This is a genomic window from Actinoplanes sp. HUAS TT8 (assembly GCF_051380535.1).
Classification (GTDB): domain Bacteria; phylum Actinomycetota; class Actinomycetes; order Mycobacteriales; family Micromonosporaceae; genus Actinoplanes.
Window position 1 is genome coordinate 3,997,967 of sequence record NZ_CP195646.1, and the last position, 16,046, is coordinate 4,014,012.

17 protein-coding genes are annotated in these 16,046 nt (G+C 71.6%); 9 read left to right on the plus strand and 8 right to left on the minus strand.

The annotated features are described in order from the left end of the window. Positions 1-4: 4 nt before the first annotated feature. Positions 5-565, minus strand: coding sequence for a TetR/AcrR family transcriptional regulator (locus ACSHV8_RS18150; protein WP_436534584.1), 561 nt, complete (start codon positions 563-565; stop codon positions 5-7). Between the two features lie 32 nt (positions 566-597). Between ACSHV8_RS18150 and ACSHV8_RS18155 the strand changes: the two genes are divergently transcribed. Then, entirely contained in the window at positions 598-1,416 is an 819-nt protein-coding gene (locus tag ACSHV8_RS18155; RefSeq protein WP_436534586.1) for a Vgb family protein, read from the plus strand. Here ACSHV8_RS18155 and paaI read toward each other — a convergent pair. Beyond that, positions 1,397-1,783 carry a hydroxyphenylacetyl-CoA thioesterase PaaI gene (paaI, locus tag ACSHV8_RS18160; RefSeq protein WP_436536810.1) on the minus strand — a complete coding sequence of 129 codons (387 nt, stop codon included), beginning with the start codon at positions 1,781-1,783 and terminating at the stop codon, positions 1,397-1,399. The two genes, ACSHV8_RS18155 and paaI, sit on opposite strands and share 20 nt — an antisense overlap. Positions 1,784-1,923: 140 nt before the next feature. On the opposite strand from paaI, the gene paaK reads away from it, so the two are divergent. Both paaK and ACSHV8_RS18170 read left to right on the plus strand, forming a co-directional pair. Next, a complete protein-coding gene (gene paaK, locus ACSHV8_RS18165) occupies positions 1,924-3,222 on the plus strand; it encodes a phenylacetate--CoA ligase PaaK (protein ID WP_436534588.1) in 1,299 nt (432 codons plus the stop codon). A gap of 21 nt (positions 3,223-3,243) precedes the next feature. After that, a complete protein-coding gene (locus tag ACSHV8_RS18170; RefSeq protein ID WP_436534590.1) occupies positions 3,244-4,071 on the plus strand; it encodes a hypothetical protein in 828 nt (275 codons plus the stop codon). On the opposite strand, the gene ACSHV8_RS18175 is transcribed toward ACSHV8_RS18170, so the two are convergent. Beyond that, positions 4,004-5,812 carry a hybrid sensor histidine kinase/response regulator gene (locus ACSHV8_RS18175; RefSeq protein WP_436534593.1) on the minus strand — a complete coding sequence of 603 codons (1,809 nt, stop codon included), beginning with the start codon at positions 5,810-5,812 and terminating at the stop codon, positions 4,004-4,006. The genes ACSHV8_RS18170 and ACSHV8_RS18175 overlap by 68 nt on opposite strands. Positions 5,813-6,662: 850 nt before the next feature. Next, positions 6,663-7,967 (minus strand): MFS transporter, encoded by a 1,305-nt coding sequence (locus ACSHV8_RS18180; RefSeq protein ID WP_436534595.1) that lies wholly within the window; start codon positions 7,965-7,967, stop codon positions 6,663-6,665. A gap of 123 nt (positions 7,968-8,090) precedes the next feature. Here ACSHV8_RS18180 and ACSHV8_RS18185 point away from each other — a divergent pair, with 123 nt between their 5' ends. Then, the gene (locus tag ACSHV8_RS18185) at positions 8,091-8,708 is read left to right on the plus strand and encodes a 5-oxoprolinase subunit B family protein (RefSeq protein ID WP_436534597.1); all 618 of its coding nucleotides are present in this window, start codon (positions 8,091-8,093) and stop codon (positions 8,706-8,708) included. Further along, positions 8,705-9,565: a biotin-dependent carboxyltransferase family protein gene (locus ACSHV8_RS18190; protein ID WP_436534599.1), complete on the plus strand. Its 861-nt coding sequence runs from the start codon at positions 8,705-8,707 to the stop codon at positions 9,563-9,565. The genes ACSHV8_RS18185 and ACSHV8_RS18190 overlap by 4 nt, the downstream gene beginning before the upstream one ends. Positions 9,566-9,902: 337 nt before the next feature. On the opposite strand, the gene ACSHV8_RS18195 is transcribed toward ACSHV8_RS18190, so the two are convergent. Next, entirely contained in the window at positions 9,903-10,610 is a 708-nt protein-coding gene (locus tag ACSHV8_RS18195; protein WP_436534601.1) for a GntR family transcriptional regulator, read from the minus strand. Positions 10,611-10,614: 4 nt separating this feature from the next. Beyond that, the gene (locus ACSHV8_RS18200) at positions 10,615-11,571 is read right to left on the minus strand and encodes a LysR family transcriptional regulator (RefSeq protein ID WP_436534603.1); all 957 of its coding nucleotides are present in this window, start codon (positions 11,569-11,571) and stop codon (positions 10,615-10,617) included. A gap of 72 nt (positions 11,572-11,643) precedes the next feature. Between ACSHV8_RS18200 and ACSHV8_RS18205 the strand changes: the two genes are divergently transcribed. From ACSHV8_RS18205 to ACSHV8_RS18220, 4 genes are all read left to right on the plus strand, one after another. Beyond that, the gene (locus ACSHV8_RS18205; RefSeq protein ID WP_436534605.1) at positions 11,644-12,558 is read left to right on the plus strand and encodes a DMT family transporter; all 915 of its coding nucleotides are present in this window, start codon (positions 11,644-11,646) and stop codon (positions 12,556-12,558) included. A gap of 117 nt (positions 12,559-12,675) precedes the next feature. Next, positions 12,676-13,152 (plus strand): GtrA family protein, encoded by a 477-nt coding sequence (locus ACSHV8_RS18210; RefSeq protein ID WP_436534607.1) that lies wholly within the window; start codon positions 12,676-12,678, stop codon positions 13,150-13,152. 65 nt (positions 13,153-13,217) lie between these two features. Then, positions 13,218-14,063, plus strand: a complete 846-nt coding sequence (locus ACSHV8_RS18215; protein ID WP_436534609.1) for a helix-turn-helix domain-containing protein — start codon at positions 13,218-13,220, stop codon at positions 14,061-14,063. Positions 14,064-14,156: 93 nt separating this feature from the next. Continuing rightward, on the plus strand, positions 14,157-15,059 hold the full coding sequence (locus ACSHV8_RS18220) for an alpha/beta hydrolase (protein WP_436534611.1): 903 nt from the start codon (positions 14,157-14,159) through the stop codon (positions 15,057-15,059). A gap of 60 nt (positions 15,060-15,119) precedes the next feature. Here ACSHV8_RS18220 and ACSHV8_RS18225 read toward each other — a convergent pair whose 3' ends face one another. Both ACSHV8_RS18225 and ACSHV8_RS18230 read right to left on the minus strand, forming a co-directional pair. Beyond that, on the minus strand, positions 15,120-15,497 hold the full coding sequence (locus ACSHV8_RS18225; protein WP_436534613.1) for a VOC family protein: 378 nt from the start codon (positions 15,495-15,497) through the stop codon (positions 15,120-15,122). A gap of 37 nt (positions 15,498-15,534) precedes the next feature. Next, positions 15,535-15,891, minus strand: coding sequence for a hypothetical protein (locus ACSHV8_RS18230; RefSeq protein ID WP_436534615.1), 357 nt, complete (start codon positions 15,889-15,891; stop codon positions 15,535-15,537). Between the last annotated feature and the right edge of the window lie 155 nt (positions 15,892-16,046).

The window sequence follows — 16,046 nt, forward strand, 5'->3', positions numbered from 1 at the left end:
GATGTCATGGTGTGACCGTGACGCCCGCAGCTGCCGCCCGGGCATAGCGTTCCGCGAGGCCGTCGGCGGCCGGGGAACGCAGGACGGCGAGTTCGTAGAAGATCGGCGCACACGAGGCCACCAGGACGGTCCGGGCGTCGATCTCGGCGGGACCGGCCCGTTCGACGACGATTGCCGCCGCGGCGTAGCGGTCCTCCCAGAAGGATCGGAGGGCGGCGGCCGCGGCCGGGGAGCGGAACGAGGCGGCGATGAGGGCTCGGGTGATCGACGGCTCCTCGGTCAGGGCGGCGACGATCTGGCGGTTGATCTCGGTCAGGTCGCCGAGCAGGGAACCCGTGTCGGGCGGCTCCCACGGCTGCTCGCGGGCGGCGTCGAGGGAGTCGGCGAGCAGGCCGCCGGTGTCGCGCCAGCGCCGGTAGACGGTGGTGCGGTGGATTCCCGAGCGGGCGGCGACGGAATCCATGGTCAGGGCGTCGTATCCGTCCTCCAGCAGGAGGGCCGCGACCGCTTCGAGGACGCGTTCGCGGGTACGGGCGGTCCGGCCGCCGGGTCGTGAGGGTTGCACCCGCCTAATGCTACAGGTGTAGCTTTAGGGCCATGACACCGTACGCGCTGGCCCAAGACACCGCCGGAACCCTGTGGGCGACGATCCTGGATCCGCCGGGACTCGCGCGGGTGTCGCCCGGCGAGTTCCGCCACGAGGAGTTCCCGGCCCGCCCGATGCTGCTGGCCGCCGCGGCCGACGGCGTCCTGTGGTGCACCCGCGCCGACGACCGCCTGATCCGGCGCGACGCCGCCGGCACGTACACCGTGATCGACCTGCCCGCGGGCGCGGCGCCATACGGCATCGCGGTCGCCGACGACGCCTGGTTCACCGCGCCCGGACTCAACCAACTCGGCCGCCTCACCCCGGCCGGCGACATCACCTGGTTCGACCTGCCGGTTCCGGACGCCCGAGCTGCGATGATCACCTTCGATGCCGGCGGCCGGCCGTGGGCCGCGCTCAACGGCGCGGGCGCGCTCGCCACCGTGCACGGCGACAAGGTGGAGATCGTCGAGCTGCCCGGCGGCCGCGCCCCGGCGGCGCCGGTCGGCATCACCGCGTCGGCCGACGGCGTGTGGTACGCGGACATCGCCGGCGGTGGCGTCGGCCACGTCGACCCGTCCGGTTCCGTACGTCAGCATCTCTTCGACGATCCCGCGTGCCGTCCGCACGCCGTCGCGCCCGATCCCGAGGGTGGCTGCTGGGCGACGCTGTGGGGTTCCACCGAGCTGGCCCGGGTCACCTCCGACGGTGACGTCACCCTCTATCCACTGCCCGGCCAGGAGCCGCACGGCCTGTGGGTCACGGACTCCACGGTGTGGGTGGCGATGGAGAGCGGCACGGTCGTCCCGGTCAGCCGACGCCCGGAATGACCCGCCCGAGGGCCCGGCTGCGGCCCCGGAACTCGGCGATGACCTCGCTGCCGCGGGACACGGTCACGTCGTAGACGCCGGAGCGTCCCCGCCGGGCCCGCTCGACCGCCCGGGCCACCAGCCGGTCGCCCACCCGCGCGGACTCCAGGAACGTGATGTCGAATCCGGCGGCGACGGTCACCTCCCCGTACGAGTTGCAGGCCACCGCGAACGCCGTGTCGGCCAGGGACGCGATGAGCCCGCCGTGGCACAGCTCCCACCCGTTGACCATGTCGGCCCGCACGACCATCGACACCTGGGCCGAGCCGGGTCCGACGGCGTCGAGCGCGATGCCGAGCGACCGGCTCGCCGTGTCACCGGCCAGCATCACTTCGGCGCTGCGCCGGGCGACGTCGTCCGAGGTAGCGCCCACCAGCTCCCCCACCCCATTTACCAACCGATCGGTCTGTAATAACGTGACACGGGTGTGAGCTTCACGCAACCTTCCCGGCAGGAAGGAATCACGACGTGCTCGACCTGACCCCCCGCACCGAGGACCTGGACCCGATCGAGACCGCGTCCGTCGACGAGCTGCGCGCCCTGCAGCTCAACCGGCTACGCTGGACGCTGCGGCACGCCTACGACAACGTGCCGTTCTACCGCCGCAAGTTCGACGAGGCGGGCGTGCACCCGGACGACTGTCGCGCGCTCGGCGACCTGACGCGCTTTCCGTTCACCACAAAACAAGATCTCAGAGACAATTATCCGTACGGAATGTTCGCCGTCCCCCGCGATCGCATCGCCCGCATCCACGCCTCCAGCGGCACCACCGGCCGCCCCACGGTCGTCGGGTACACCAAGCGCGACCTGGACACCTGGGCCGGTGTCATGGCCCGGTCGATCCGCGCGGCCGGCGGCCGTCCCGGCGACCGCGTCCACATCGCGTACGGATACGGCCTGTTCACCGGCGGCCTGGGCGCCCACTACGGCGCCGAGCGGCTGGGCTGCGCCGTCATCCCGGTCTCGGGCGGCATGACCGAACGACAGGTCCGCCTGATCGTCGACTTCGAGCCGGACATCATCATGGTCACCCCGTCCTACATGCTGACCATCCTGGACGAGTTCGCCCGCCAGGGCGTCGACCCGACGAGCACCAGCCTGCGGGTGGGCATCTTCGGCGCCGAACCATGGACCGAGGACATGCGCCGCGAGGTCGAGTCCCGGCTGGACATGCACGCCGTCGACATCTACGGCCTGTCCGAGGTGATGGGCCCCGGCGTCAGCCAGGAGTGCGTCGAGACGAAGGACGGCCTGCACATCTGGGAGGACCACTTCTACCCGGAGATCGTCGACCCGACGTTCGGCACCAGCCGGCCCGACGGCGACACCGGCGAGCTGGTCTTCACCTCCCTCACCAAGGAGGCCATGCCGGTCATCCGGTACCGCACCCGCGACCTGACCCGCCTGCTCCCCGGCACGGCCCGCCCGATGCGGCGCATGGAGAAGGTCACCGGCCGCAGCGACGACATGATGATCCTGCGCGGCGTCAACGTCTTCCCCACCCAGATCGAGGAGCTGATCCTGCGCGTACCCGGCCTGGCCCCCCACTACCAGTGCGTCCTCGACCGGCCGGGCCGCCTCGACGAGATGACCGTCCGCGTCGAGTCCCGTTCCCCCGAGGCGGGCGAGGCCACCGCCCGTACCCTCGGCGATCTGATCAAGAACAACATCGGCGTTTCCGTACGGGTGGAGGTCGTCCCCCCGACCACTCTGGAACGCTCCATCGGCAAGGCCCGCCGCATTGTCGACAACCGCCCCCGGACTTAGCGTGCACTAGGCTGTCGGCAAGTGACGCTCTTGCTGAAGTTTGCGCTTGCTCCGCTTCTGGTTGTCGGGTCGTCGCTCGCCGGGCGACGGTGGGGCAGTCGGGTCGCCGGGATGCTGGTGGCGTTCCCGATCGTGGCCGGGCCGATCCTGCTGATCACCACCCTGGAGCAGGGGCCGCGCTTCGGGGCCCGGGCCGCCACGGCTTCCCTGCTCGGCCTGGTCTCGCTGGCGATCTTCACGATCACTTTCGCGTACGTCGCCAAGCGTCACCCCTGGCCGGTGACCCTGCTCGCCGCGTGGCTGGCCACCGGCCTGGCCGATGTCGCGATGGCCGGCCGTACCCTGGCCGCGGGCTGGCTGTTGCCGCTGGTGCTGGCCGCGATCTGGGTCGGCCGCAGGCTTCTCGCGGTGATCGACGACGGCGCTCCGGTGGCCGCCGCCGTGTCGCCCCCGTGGTGGGATCTGCCGGCCCGGGCCGCCGCGACCGCCGCCCTGGTCCTGTTCGTCACCAGTATCGCCTCGGCGGCCGGGCCGGCGGTGACCGGCATTCTGGCGCCGTTCCCGATCGCGACGAGTGTGGTCGCCGCGTTCGTGCTGGCACAGCTGGGTGTGGCGGCGACGATCCGTACGATGGCCGGGGTCCTTCAGGGTTTGACGGGTTTCGCGGTTTTCTGTTTCCTGGTCGCGGTCCTGCTGGTTCCGCTCGGTACGGCCGGCGCTTTCGCCGTCGCGGTCGCCGGGGTGCTGGTCTGTCAGTTTTGGTGGATCGTCGCGGGCCGGTTCAGCCGCACTGGTCGAGGGTCGGCGCCAGCGTTTCGCCGACCGCGGCGAGCAGTTCGACCGCGGTGAACGGTTTCTGCACGATCCGGGTGGACGTGTCCAGGTCGTACCGGGTGCGCAGTTCCTCGTCGCTGTAGCCGGACATGAACAGCACCCGCAGTTCGGGGTTGGCGGCGCGCAGCCGCTCGGCGATCTCCGGCCCGGACTGGTCGCGTAACATGACGTCGCTGATGACCAGGGCGACGTCGGCCGGATCGCATTCGTCCAGGGTCGTGGTCCGGTAGCCGTTCTCCCGCAGGATGCGCACGACCAGATCGTGGACGTACTCCTCGTCCTCGATCACCACGATGTGCTCGCCGTGCCCGGGGGCGGGGCCGGTCAGTTCGACCCCGGCCGGCTCCTCCTCGGCCTCCACGGCCAGCGGCAGCAGGATCTGGAAGGTGGTGCCGATGCCGGGCTCCGACTCGACGTTGATCTGCCCGCCGGCGTCGCCGACGATGCCGTACACGGTGGCCAGGCCCAGTCCCGTACCCCGATCGGCGGGTTTGGTGGTGAAGAACGGCTCGAAAAGCCGGTCGCGAACCTCGGGGGTCATGCCGCACCCGGTGTCGCTGACCGTGAGCAGGGCGGAACTGTCCGGCCGGCGGCCGGTCTCGACGACGATCACGCCGCCGTCCGGCATCGCGTCGCGGGCGTTGATGACCAGGTTGAGCAGGATCTGGTCGAGGCGGCCGCGGTTGGCCCGGACCATCAGCGGCTGCGCGTGCGGGCGGCAGATCAGCCGGATGTTGGCGCCGATGGTCCGGCTGAGCAGTTCGTTCGAGCAGGTCGCGACCTCGTTCAGGTCGACCGTGGTGACGTCGGTCGGCTCCCGCTTGGCGAACAGCAGCAGCTGCCCGGTCAGCGACCGCGCCCGGTCGGCGGCGTCCCGGATGCGGGCCAGGTCGCGGCTGCCGTCCGGGGTGACCTCGTCGCCGAGGAAGTCCGCGTAGTTGAGGATGATCGCCAGCAGGTTGTTGAAGTCGTGCGCCACTCCCCCGGCCAGCTGCCCGAGACTCTCCAGCCGGGCGGTGCGGGCCGACCGTTCCAGCGCGAGTTTCTCCTCGGCCTCGCGGCGCTTCTTCTCGGTGACGTCCCGCTCGGTCGCGGCGGCGGCCACGACCCGCCCGTGTTCGTCCCGGATCGGCGACACCGCGACGTTGACCAGCAGTTCCCGGCCCTCACTGTCGATGCGCCGGGACTCGTCGAGCAGAATGCTCTCCCCGGCGGCGATCTTGGCCAGCCCTTCGGCCAGCACGTGCACCCGGTCCTGCGGCAGCACCTTGGTGAACCGGGTGCCGACGACCTGCGACGCGGCATAGCCGTAGAGATGTTCGGCGCCGACGTTCCAGATCGTTACCACGCCGTCCAGCGTCATCACGATGATCGCGTCGGCCGACTGCCGCACCAGCGCCGCCAGCATCTCCCGCTCCTGCGCGGCGGCGGCCGCGGTCCGCAGCAGCGACCGCAGATGCCCGGCGATGGCCCAGCTGACCCCGGTCAACGCGGCCACCATGAGCAGGCGCCACATCTGATCCTCGGTGCCCCGCAGCCCCTTCCAGGTGGAGATCGCGGCCGACGCGGCCAGCGCGTAGGCCCCCACGCCGAGCACCGCGCGCGGATTCGCCGACGCGACGGCCAGCACCGGCCCGACCGCCAGCATGCCGAACACCAGCATCCGCGACGGCGCCACCACGGCGAACATGGCGAGCACCGTCACCGTCAGGGCGGCGACTATCACATACGCCGAATGCGGTTTCGGAAGCTTCATGGCGCGGCGCCTTTCCGCGAGGCCCAGGCATCTCCGATACGGGCAGATTAGTCCCGGTTCGCGCCGAGTGGTCGTCCCTTCGGCTAAACATCATTGCCCCATGGAAAACGAGCCACCCGATCAACTTCACAATCAAATCCTTCATTGCCTATCTCCGCGGTGGTCCAGATCGTCGCTCCCGCGGGGACCCTTCCGGGGGCCGCAGGGCGCTGGCGCGCCCAGAACGCGACCCCCTCCAGGGCGACGTCCGCTTTTGCCCACGCTCAACCCACCAACCCCACCCATTCACCCCTCCCCGCCCCGCGCGCTTCTCCCGCGCCCCGACCCCACGCCCGACCCGCGCCCCGACGCCACGCCCCGACGCCGCGTTGCCGACCCCACGCCCCGACGCCGAGTTCCGCACCCCTGGCGTTCCGCACTCCGCGAGGCCGCCACCAGTCCGCGCCCAGCCGCGACTCCCGCCCGCCGGCTGGCGCTCAGTGCTGCCTCACCACCTTCAAAGCAGCCCTCACCACCAGCCCGTCCCACCCAGCTGGTGCGGACGGCTGCGGCAAGGGCCGGAAACAGCCCTCAGCACCAGCCTGTCCTGCCCGGCTGGTGGTGAGGGCTGTTGCCGGGCCGGGGAGCAGCCCTCAGCGCCAGCTAGGGCTGGGGACGTGCAGCGGGGCCGACCGGCGTTCCTGCCCGGCTGGTGCTGAGGGCTATTTCCGGACCCGGGAGCAGCCCTCAGCACCAGCTGGGCGCTGGGGACGCGCTGCGGGGCGACCGGCGTCGGGTCTCGCACGGCGGGGAGTGGTCACGGGCGGGGGTGGGTCAGGCGGCGAGAGCCGGCCTGGTGGGCGGGGGTGGGTCAGGCGGCGAGAGCCGGCTTGGTGGGCGGGAGCGTGGGCTCGTCGGCCGGGTTCCGGGAGGTCTCGGGAGCGAAAGCGAGGGCGACCAGGGTCAACGCGAGCGCCAGCGCGACGTAGATCGACACGGCCAGGGCGCTGCCGGTGGAGACGACCAGCTTGATGGCGATGATCGGGGCGAGGGCGCCGCCGAGGATGCCGGCGATCTGGTAGCCCATCGAGGCGCCCGAGTAGCGCAGGCGGGTGGAGAAGAGTTCGGCGACGAAGGCGGCCTGCGGGCCGTACATGGCGGCGTGGGTGGCCAGCGCGACCACCACGGTGAGGACGATGATCAGGGTGTTGCCGGTGTCGAGCAGCGGGAAGAACGCGAACGCCCAGCCCGCGGCCGCGATGGCGCCGACGGCGTAGACGGGGCGGCGGCCGACCCGGTCGGACAGGCCACCGAACAGCGGGATCAGCACCAGTTGGAGGCCGGACGCGACGAGCACACCGGTCAGCGCGACGGTCCGGGGGCGACCGACCGTGCCGGTCACGTACGTCAACACGTACAGGGAAAAGGTGTAGAAAGCGACGTCGGTGCCGATCCGGGCCGCCATCGCGACGAGCAGGCCCCGCGGGTGGCGGCGCAGCACCTCGATCAGAGGGAGCCGAGCCTTATCGCCCTTCGCGCTGAGCTGCGCAAACGCCGGCGACTCCGTGACCGCGACCCGGATCCATAGGCCCACCAGCACAAGCACGCCAGAAAGAAGGAACGGGATGCGCCATCCCCAGCCGAGAAAGGAACTCTCCGAAAGGGTCGCCGACAGTACCCACAGCACGCCGGAGGCGAGGAGGTTCCCGGCCGGTACGCCGACCTGCGGCCACGAGGCGGACAGCCCGCGCCGCTGCGGGTCGCCGTGTTCGAGCGACATCACGACGGCGCCGCCCCATTCGCCGCCGAGGCCGAGCCCCTGCAGGAAGCGCAGGGTGACCAGCAGGATCGGGGCGGCGGTGCCGATCGTCGAGTGGGTCGGCAGCAGTCCGATGAGGAAGGTGGCGCCGCCCATCAGCAGGAGTGTGGCGACGAGGACCCCTTTGCGGCCGTTGCGGTCGCCGAAGTGGCCGAAGAGGATGCCGCCGAGCGGCCGGGCGACGAACCCGACGGCGTAGGTGGCGAACGCGAGCAGGGTGGCGGTGAGCGGCTCGAAGCTGGGGAAGAAGAGTTTCCCGAAGACGAGTGCGGCGGCCGAGGCGTACAGGAAGAAGTCGTACCACTCAAGGGACGTGCCGACGAGGCTGGCGAGGATGACGCGGCGACTGGCATTCATGGCTAGCTCCTCCGAGGGTGGTCGAGGGCTGGGTGGTGCCGTGTGCCACACTCTAGGAATCGTTCAACAATCCGGCAATACCTCAATGTGAAGACTGTGTATCTCCGCGGAAAGTGAGCAACCATGCGCGTACGCCGGGCCGGACCGTCGGCCGTCCTGCTCGAATGGGACGACGAGGGCGCCGTCTACGCCGCATACGACCTGCTCACGGCCGCGCGCGCGGACGGCCGCCTGACCGTGACGGAGATCGTCCCGGCGGCCCGCACCGTGCTCGTCGACGGCGTCGAGGATCCTGATCGGATCCGGACACTGCTGGAGGCGGGCGCGACGTCCGGCCCACAGTTCACGGCCGGGCCGACGACCACGATCAAGATCCCGACGACGTACGGCGGTGAGGACCTCGACGACGTCGCCGCCATGTGGGGCACCGATCGGGCGGGCGTCGTGGCGATCCACACGAGCACCGAGTTCCGGGTCGCGTTCTGCGGGTTCGCGCCCGGGTTCGCGTACCTGACCGGCCTCGGCCCGGAGCATCACGTCGCGCGCCGGCCGTCGCCGCGCACCCGGGTGCCGGCCGGGACGGTCGCGCTGGCCGGCCCGTACAGCGGGGTGTACCCGAGCGCGTCGCCCGGCGGGTGGCAGTGCATCGGCCGTACCGAAGCAATTCTCTTCGATCTTGAAAATGACCCTCCGGCGCTGCTCGCACCGGGTGTGACGGTCCGATTCGTGGACGTCTCGTGAGCGCCGCGCTGGAGGTGGTGCGCGCCGGCGTGCGGACCACGGTGCAGGATCTCGGGCGGCCCGGGTTCGCGCATCTCGGTGTGCCGCGGTCGGGCGCGCTCGACGCGGGCGCGCTGCGACTGGCCAACCGGCTGACCGGGAACCGGCCGGACGCGGCCGGGCTGGAGATCCTGCTCGGCGGTGCGCGGCTGCGCGCGACCCGGGCGATGACGCTCGCGGTGACCGGAGCGCCCTGCCCGATCCTGGTCGGCGACCGTCCCGCCGACACCGGGCTGCCGCTCGCCGTGCCGGCCGGCGCCCTGATCACGATCGGTCAGGCCCGGGCCGGGTTGCGCGCCTATCTGGCCGTCGGCGGGGGCATCGCGGTGCCGCCGGTGCTGGGCAGCCGGTCGACCGACACGCTCTCCGGGCTCGGGCCGGCGCCGGTCCTCGACGGCGACGTGCTGCCGATCGGGCCGGTCGTCGCGCCGCCGCCCGGGGTGGACGTCGCGCCCTACCCTCCGCCGGCCGACGAGCTGCGGCTGCGGGTGTGGGTGGGCCCGCGCGACGACTGGTTCACCGCCGCGGCGCTGACCACGCTGTTCACGGCCGTGTACCACGTGTCGGCCGAGATCGACCGGGTCGGCGCGCGGCTGACCGGGCCGGCGCTGACCCGCTCGGTCGACGGCGAACTGCCCAGCGAAGGCCTGGTCCTCGGGGCGATCCAGGTGCCGGCCGACGGCCAGCCGCTGATCTTCCTGGCCGACCATCCGACGACCGGCGGCTACCCGGTCGTCGGCGTGGTCGACCCGGGCGACGTCGACCGGCTCGGCCAGGCCCGCCCGGGGACCGCGGTCCGTTTCGTCCGGGCCGCCTAGAACGCGTGCCAGGGGCCGGTGATCACGCAGGTCACGCCCGGGTACTGAAGGTTGATGAACAGGTGCGGCCGTCCGCGGTGAAACTCGCCCCGGCGAGCTCGCCGGCGCCGCCCGGTCGTAGGCGTTGACCCTGCCCAGCGCCCGCTGACCGATCCGGGAATGTCCAGGTCCAGCTCGTGATTGCGGATCAGCCGGACCCGGCCGCGGCCCCGTCGAAGATCGCCTGGCCGTCGTGGCAGCCGGGGGTCGGCAGGCCGTCGCTCATCCGGGTGCGGCGCGCGGCCGACTTCCGGTGAATAACTCGCGACGAGAGTCCGACCCGAGCGCCGGGCGGCTCCTACCGAGCCGCCGCGTAGGCCGCGAGCAGCTGCGCCTCGGCGTCGTCGAAGTAGCGCTGCAACGCCTCCTCGGCCGCCCGGGCATCGCCGGCCGCCAGCAGCTCGTACAACGCGCGGTTCCCGGCCAGGTACGGCTCGTGCAGCTGCCGCGGGTCGGCCACGACCAGGAAGACCAGGCGCAACTCGGCCAGCAGGCCGCGGACCGTCTCGGCCACCCGCCGGCTGCCCGCCAGGTCGGCGATCGCCTGGTGGAAGCGCATGTTGGCGGTGCCCACGGCACCCCAGTCCCCGAGCGCGGCCGCCCGCTCGGCCTCCTCGATCGCCGCGCCCGCCGGCGAGGCCGCGTCCGGCGGCACCGTCGTCAGGTTGCGCAGGGCGCCGCACTCCAGGATGCGGCGGATCGCGTACAGATCCCGGATGTCGTCGGTGCTCAGCAGCCGCACGAAGACACCCCGGTTGAGCTGGTGCTCCAGCAGCCCCTCGTGCGAGAGCAGCCGGAACGCCTCGCGCAGCGTGTTCCGGGAGATCCCCAGTGCCTCGCGCAGACTTTCCTCGCTGAGCCGGGTGCCGGGCAGGAACACCCCCTCGGTGATGCGCTGCCGCAGGATGTCCGCCACACGCTCGGCCGTGCTGCCGCGGTCGAGCAGCGCCCGATCCCCGGCCAGCCGCGTACCCCACTCGTCGGTCACGTGCAGATCGTAGAACAATCCTTCACGGTACGGCCGTGGCCGGCCCACCCGACCGGTCACCGTCGCTCTGGTGGGGCCGGGCGTACGCCCGCACCGCGTCGAGGAAAGCGGTCAACGCCGGCGCGGGCGGTGTGTCGCGGGTCGCCACGACGAGGCGCCGCGTCAACGCGGTCTCGGCCACCTCCCGTACGGCGAAGGAATGATCGTCATCGGGGAGAGCGAGCGGCGGCATGAGCGCCACCGCCGCCCCGACCCGGACGAGTTCGAGTTGCACGTCGGCGTCGTTGGAGCGATGCCGCAGGTCAGGCTCGTATCCGCCCAGCGCCCGGCAGGTGCCGACCACCATCGCGTGATGCCCGGTGCCTTCGGCCGAGGCAGTCCAGACGTCCGCTCGCAGTGCGGCGATCGCGACCGGGCCACCCGCCCGGGCCAGGGGATGCGCCGCCGGCAGCACCACCTTGATCGGCTCCTCCAGCACGACCGCGAACCGGAGCCCGGCCGGCCGCGGGCGCGGATGCCCGTCGTACTCGTCGCCGATCACCAGGTCGACGCGGCCGAGCCGCAGTCCGGGCAGGGACTGTTCGAGTTCGAGTTCGAACACCTCGACCCGGACCCGCGGGTGGTCGGCCATCATGCGCGCCACCGCGGGCACGAGCAGGCGCCGCGCCGCCGATTGCAGGCCGCCGGCGCGGACCGTGCCGCGGATGTCGCCGCCGAGTGCGGCCAGGTCGGCCTCGGCCGCTTCGGCCGCCGACAGCAGGACGTGGGTGTGCCGGGCCAGCAACCGCCCGGCGTCGTTGAGCCGCAGGCCCCGGCCGGCTTTCTCGAACAGTCGCGTGCCGACGTCCTTCTCCAGGAGGGCCAGCTGCTGCGACACGGTCGACGGGCTGTAGCCGAGGGCGGCCGCGACCGCGGCCAGGGTGCCGCGTTCCTCGAACTCCCGGAGGAACCGTAACCGCCGCAGATCCAGCGCGACCATGCGGAAATCCTAACGGGTCAGCATCGGGAATCATCGCTGGACCTGTTCGGTCGGCGGCCGGACGCTGAGGGCATGGGTCCACTCCTGTGTCTCGTCTCGGCCGCCTGTTTCGGCGCGATGGCGATTTTCGGCAAGCTCGCCTACGACGACGGGGTCACGCCGGAAGCGCTTCTCGTCGTGCGGTTCGCCCTCTCCGCCGTACTGCTGGGAATGGTCCTGGCTTTTCGGCGGAACGACCTTCGGCCGGTGCGCGGACGGGTGCTGGTGACCGCCCTCGGATTGGGCGCGATCGGCTATGCCGCGCAGGCCGGTCTGTATTTCGCGGCGTTGCGGAGAATGGACGCGTCGCTGCTGTCGCTGGTCCTCTACACCTTCCCGATCATGGTCACCGTCGCGGCGGCCGTCCTCGGCCGGGAACGGCTCACCCCGGCTCGGATCGTCGCGTTGGCCGCGGCCTCCGCCGGGACCCTGTTGGTGCTGCTCGGGGCCGGGGGCGGACGCGTTCAGCCGGTCGGCGTGCTCCTCGGTCTCGGCGCCGCGCTGACCTACACGATCTACATCCTCGTCGCCGACACCGTCGTCGGCCGGGTCGCCCCGGTCCTCCTGTCCACCCTGGTCATGACCGGGGCCGCGGTCAGCCTGACCGCGCGAACCCTGGTCACCGGCGGCACCTCGTTCACCTTTCCGCCGTCGGCCTGGATCTGGCTCATCGGCATCGCGGTCATTTCCACGGTCGCCGCGATGCTCACCTTCTTCGCCGGCCTGAAACGCACCGGCCCATCGACGGCCGCCATCCTGTCCACGTTCGAACCGGTCGTCACCACCGCCCTGGCCGCCCTCACTCTCGGCGAATCACTGACCCCGATCCAGCTGATCGGCGGCCTCCTGGTCCTGTCCTGCGTCGTCGTTCTCCGGATAAGACCAAGACCATTGCCGGGGTACGTCGTGAGCCCCCGCCCGCCCAGCCGCGCCCGCCTTCATCCGTAGCCCGCCCGACGTTCGCCGCGAGTTGGTCCGCCGGGCCCGCGGAAGCGAAGTCACCAAGTACTGTTGCGCCCGGGCCGGCGCCGCCGGGGACGCGCCGCACGACGGAAACGATGCGGGATGGCGGTCCAGGAACAGAGCACCACCGGCGTTCGATGGCCCGAGCGGGTCGGCGACGCCCTGACCGGCTGGGTCGACCGGCTGCCGCCGCGCGTGCGTCGCGTGGTGACCCGGGACATGGCCGGTTTCGCCATTCTCGGCTCGTTCACGTTCGCGGTCGATCTGGCGCTGCTGGCGGCCCTGCGCCACTGGACGCCGCTGTCGAGGCCGGTCGCGGTGTCGATCGCGTACCTGACGGCGTTTGTCGTGAATTTCCTGCTGAATCGTTCGGTGAACTTCCGCTCCCACGCCCCGGCCGGCCCCCAGGCGTTGCGGTATGTCGCGGTTTTCGCCGGCGACTACGCCATCACCGTCGGCGTGACCACCGGCCTGGCCGCGCTGGGCCTCCCGCTGGCCGTCGCCCGCGTCACCGCGTCGGGTTTCGTCGCCGCCTTCACCTATTCGGCATCCCGCTGGTGGGTGTTCCGGAAACGCTGACCGACTCGGTGAGGGGGCAGGAATTCGCCCTGCCTCCGCTGCCGGATGACACGCAGTATTGCGTCATGACCACTTCCGAACTGGGGGACTTCCTCAAGGCCCGCCGCGCCGAGCTGACGCCGCGAGCCCTCGGCCTGCCCGCACTCGACGGGCCGCGCCGGGTCCGGGGGCTGCGCCGCGAGGAGGTGGCGGCGCTGGCCGCGATCAGCGTCGACTACTACACCCGCCTCGAACGGGGCCGGGTCGCCGCGTCCGCCTCGGTGCTGGCCACGCTGGCCCGGGCGCTGCGCCTGGACGACGGCCAGGAGGCGTACCTCTACGAGATCGCCGGCAAGTCCGACGCCCGACCTCGGCGTCGGCCCGCGCCGCAGCGGTTGCGCCCGGCCATGCGGCGCCTGCTCGACCAGCTCACCGAGTCCCCGGCGATCGTCCTGGGCCGGCGCATGGACGTCCTGGCCTGGAACGACGCCGCGGCCGCCCTGTTCACGGACTTCGCCGCGGTCCCGGCCCGGGAGCGTAACTACGTGCGCCTGCTCTTCACCGATCCGGCGCTGCGGGCGCTGCACACCGACTGGCGGCACGACGCCCGCGACGCGGTCGCCGCGCTGCGCATGCGGGCCGCCGCCGACCCGGACGATCCGGAGTTGGCCCGGCTGGTCGGCGACCTCGCGGTCAAGGACGACGATTTCCGTACGTGGTGGGCCGAGCACCGGGTCAACAACGCCGGCTACGGCACCAAGCACTATCGGCACCCGGTCGTCGGCGAGCTCACTCTCGACTGTGACGTGTGGAGCAGTCCGGACGGCAGCGGCCAGCAGCTGATGATCGTCACCGCCGAGCCGGGCACGCCGTCGCACGACGCGCTGCGCATCCTGGCCGCCTGGTCCGGCGCTGCGACCCCGGTCCGGTAGACGACCAGGGTCGGTCACCGGGGCCACCCGGGACCCGGGCGAGGCACCGTACGGGAAAGAAAGAAATCACCGGCAAGAAAGGGCGATTCCGCCATGCAAAAAATCACTGTGGAGTTCGACAGCCAGGGCCTGAAGATCGCCGGGCACCTCTACCTACCGGACGGCGATCGCCTTCCCGCGGTGGTCGTCGGGCATCCCGGCAGCGGGGTGAAGGAACAGGCGGCCGGCCTCTACGCGAGCAAGCTGGCCGAGAACGGTTTCGCGGCGCTCGCGTTCGACGCTGCCTACCAGGGCGAGTCCGAGGGTCTGCCGCGCGGGCTGGAGGACCCGGCGCACCGCATCGAGGACCTCAAGGCGGCCGTCAGCTATCTGACCACCCGCCCGGAGGTCGACGCCGGCCGGATCGGCGCGCTCGGCATCTGCGCGTCCGGCGGGTACACGCTCAACGCCACCGCGACCGATCACCGCATCCGGGCGGTGGCCACGGTCAGCGGGGTCGACATCGCCCGCCAGTTCCGTTTCGGCGCCGACGGTGACCAGGACCCGGCCGTCTTCCAGGGCCTGCTGGACGCCGCCGCGGCCGCCCGGACGGCCGAGGCCCGGGGCGAGGGGCCGCAGAGCTTCCCGCTGTTCCCGGCCACGCCGGAGCAGGGTCGTGAGCTCGGCGGCGAGCACGGTTTCGAGGGGGTCGAGTACTACTGCACGCCGCGCGGGCAGCACCCGCGCTCGACCAGGGCGATGCCGTGGGCCAGCATCGACCACCTGGCGCTGTTCGACGCGTGGACCGCGGTGCCGCTGATCGGTGACCGGCCGCTGCTGTCGATCATCGGTCGCCGGGCCGTCACCGCGTGGATGGGGATCGAGGCGTTCCAGCGGCACACCGGCCCGAAGCGCCTGGTCTGGGTCGAGGGCGCCAGCCACGTGGACCTGTACGACAAGCCGGAGTACGTGGACCCGGCGGTGAAGGAGATCGCCGCCTTCTTCGCCGCCGCCTGATCCCTTCCGGACCTCCCCGCCCGCCTGCTCACGACGGCGGGCGGGAGTCGGCACCACGGCTCAGCCGTTGGGCCGTCGATCCATCGCCTGCAGCGACCACTTGTTGCCGTCCGGGTCGCGCAGGTGCACGAAGTTGCCCCACGGCTGCACGTCGACCTCGCCGACGTCGAGCCCGGCGGCCAGCAACTCCTTGTGCACCGCGTACGCATCGGGAATCACCACCTGGATCTCCTGGGTGCCCGGCGTCTTGTCGGTCAGGCCCACCCCGATCGCGATCGAACACGCCGATCCGGGCGGGGTGAGCTGCACGAACCGCAGACCCGCGTGCACCTGGCGATCGATGTCGGTGACGAACCCGATCCGCTCGTAGAACTCTTTCGCCCGGTCCACATCGGTGACCGGAACCGGAATGAGCTCGATCTTCCACGTCGCTGTCATGACCCCATCGTCGCCGCCATTGCGGCCACTTTCCGGCCTAATGCTGTTCCAGGACGGCCGCGATGGCCGGGTCCTCCCGCATCTTGCGGCTCGTGGGTTCGTCGGCCATTCCCAGCGCCACACTCAACGCGTTGTGCAGGGCCTGGGTTCGTTGCAACTGCGACTGCAATTCATCCGTACGGGAGGACAGCTGATTCTGGGTGACCTCGGCCGCGTCCCGTGCGGCCCCGCTGGCCGACGCGGCCGCCTGGCGGGTGAAGAAATAGGTGACGAAAGCGCCGGTCACCACGCCCAGAACCGGCGACAGCGTACCGATGAGTTCTTTCAGCTCGGCCGCCGTCCACCGGGCCGTCGCCGTGATGAGCACCCCGCCGAGCAGCACGAGAATCCCCATGGCGACGACCACGGCCGGCCATTCACTCCCGAATCCCGTCGTCCCCTCAGTCCTCCGGGCCATCATCTGGAAACCCCACAATCACAAGCCGCCGCCGACGTACGTGTGGTCAGGGTGGTCCACCGCGCGGCGGCTTCGCACCGGGGAATTCCCCG

Coding starts and splice junctions, on each gene's coding strand:
- ACSHV8_RS18230 (WP_436534615.1), bottom strand. CDS start 15,891: ATGGGGATTCTCGTGCTGCTCGGCGGGGTGCTCATCACGGCGACGGCC.
- ACSHV8_RS18220 (WP_436534611.1), top strand. CDS start 14,157: ATGCAAAAAATCACTGTGGAGTTCGACAGCCAGGGCCTGAAGATCGCC.
- paaI (WP_436536810.1), bottom strand. CDS start 1,783: ATGCTGGCCGGTGACACGGCGAGCCGGTCGCTCGGCATCGCGCTCGAC.
- ACSHV8_RS18205 (WP_436534605.1), top strand. CDS start 11,644: ATGGGTCCACTCCTGTGTCTCGTCTCGGCCGCCTGTTTCGGCGCGATG.
- ACSHV8_RS18210 (WP_436534607.1), top strand. CDS start 12,676: ATGGCGGTCCAGGAACAGAGCACCACCGGCGTTCGATGGCCCGAGCGG.
- ACSHV8_RS18200 (WP_436534603.1), bottom strand. CDS start 11,571: ATGGTCGCGCTGGATCTGCGGCGGTTACGGTTCCTCCGGGAGTTCGAG.
- ACSHV8_RS18180 (WP_436534595.1), bottom strand. CDS start 7,967: ATGAATGCCAGTCGCCGCGTCATCCTCGCCAGCCTCGTCGGCACGTCC.
- ACSHV8_RS18155 (WP_436534586.1), top strand. CDS start 598: ATGACACCGTACGCGCTGGCCCAAGACACCGCCGGAACCCTGTGGGCG.
- ACSHV8_RS18185 (WP_436534597.1), top strand. CDS start 8,091: ATGCGCGTACGCCGGGCCGGACCGTCGGCCGTCCTGCTCGAATGGGAC.
- ACSHV8_RS18215 (WP_436534609.1), top strand. CDS start 13,218: ATGACCACTTCCGAACTGGGGGACTTCCTCAAGGCCCGCCGCGCCGAG.
- ACSHV8_RS18225 (WP_436534613.1), bottom strand. CDS start 15,497: ATGACAGCGACGTGGAAGATCGAGCTCATTCCGGTTCCGGTCACCGAT.
- ACSHV8_RS18175 (WP_436534593.1), bottom strand. CDS start 5,812: ATGAAGCTTCCGAAACCGCATTCGGCGTATGTGATAGTCGCCGCCCTG.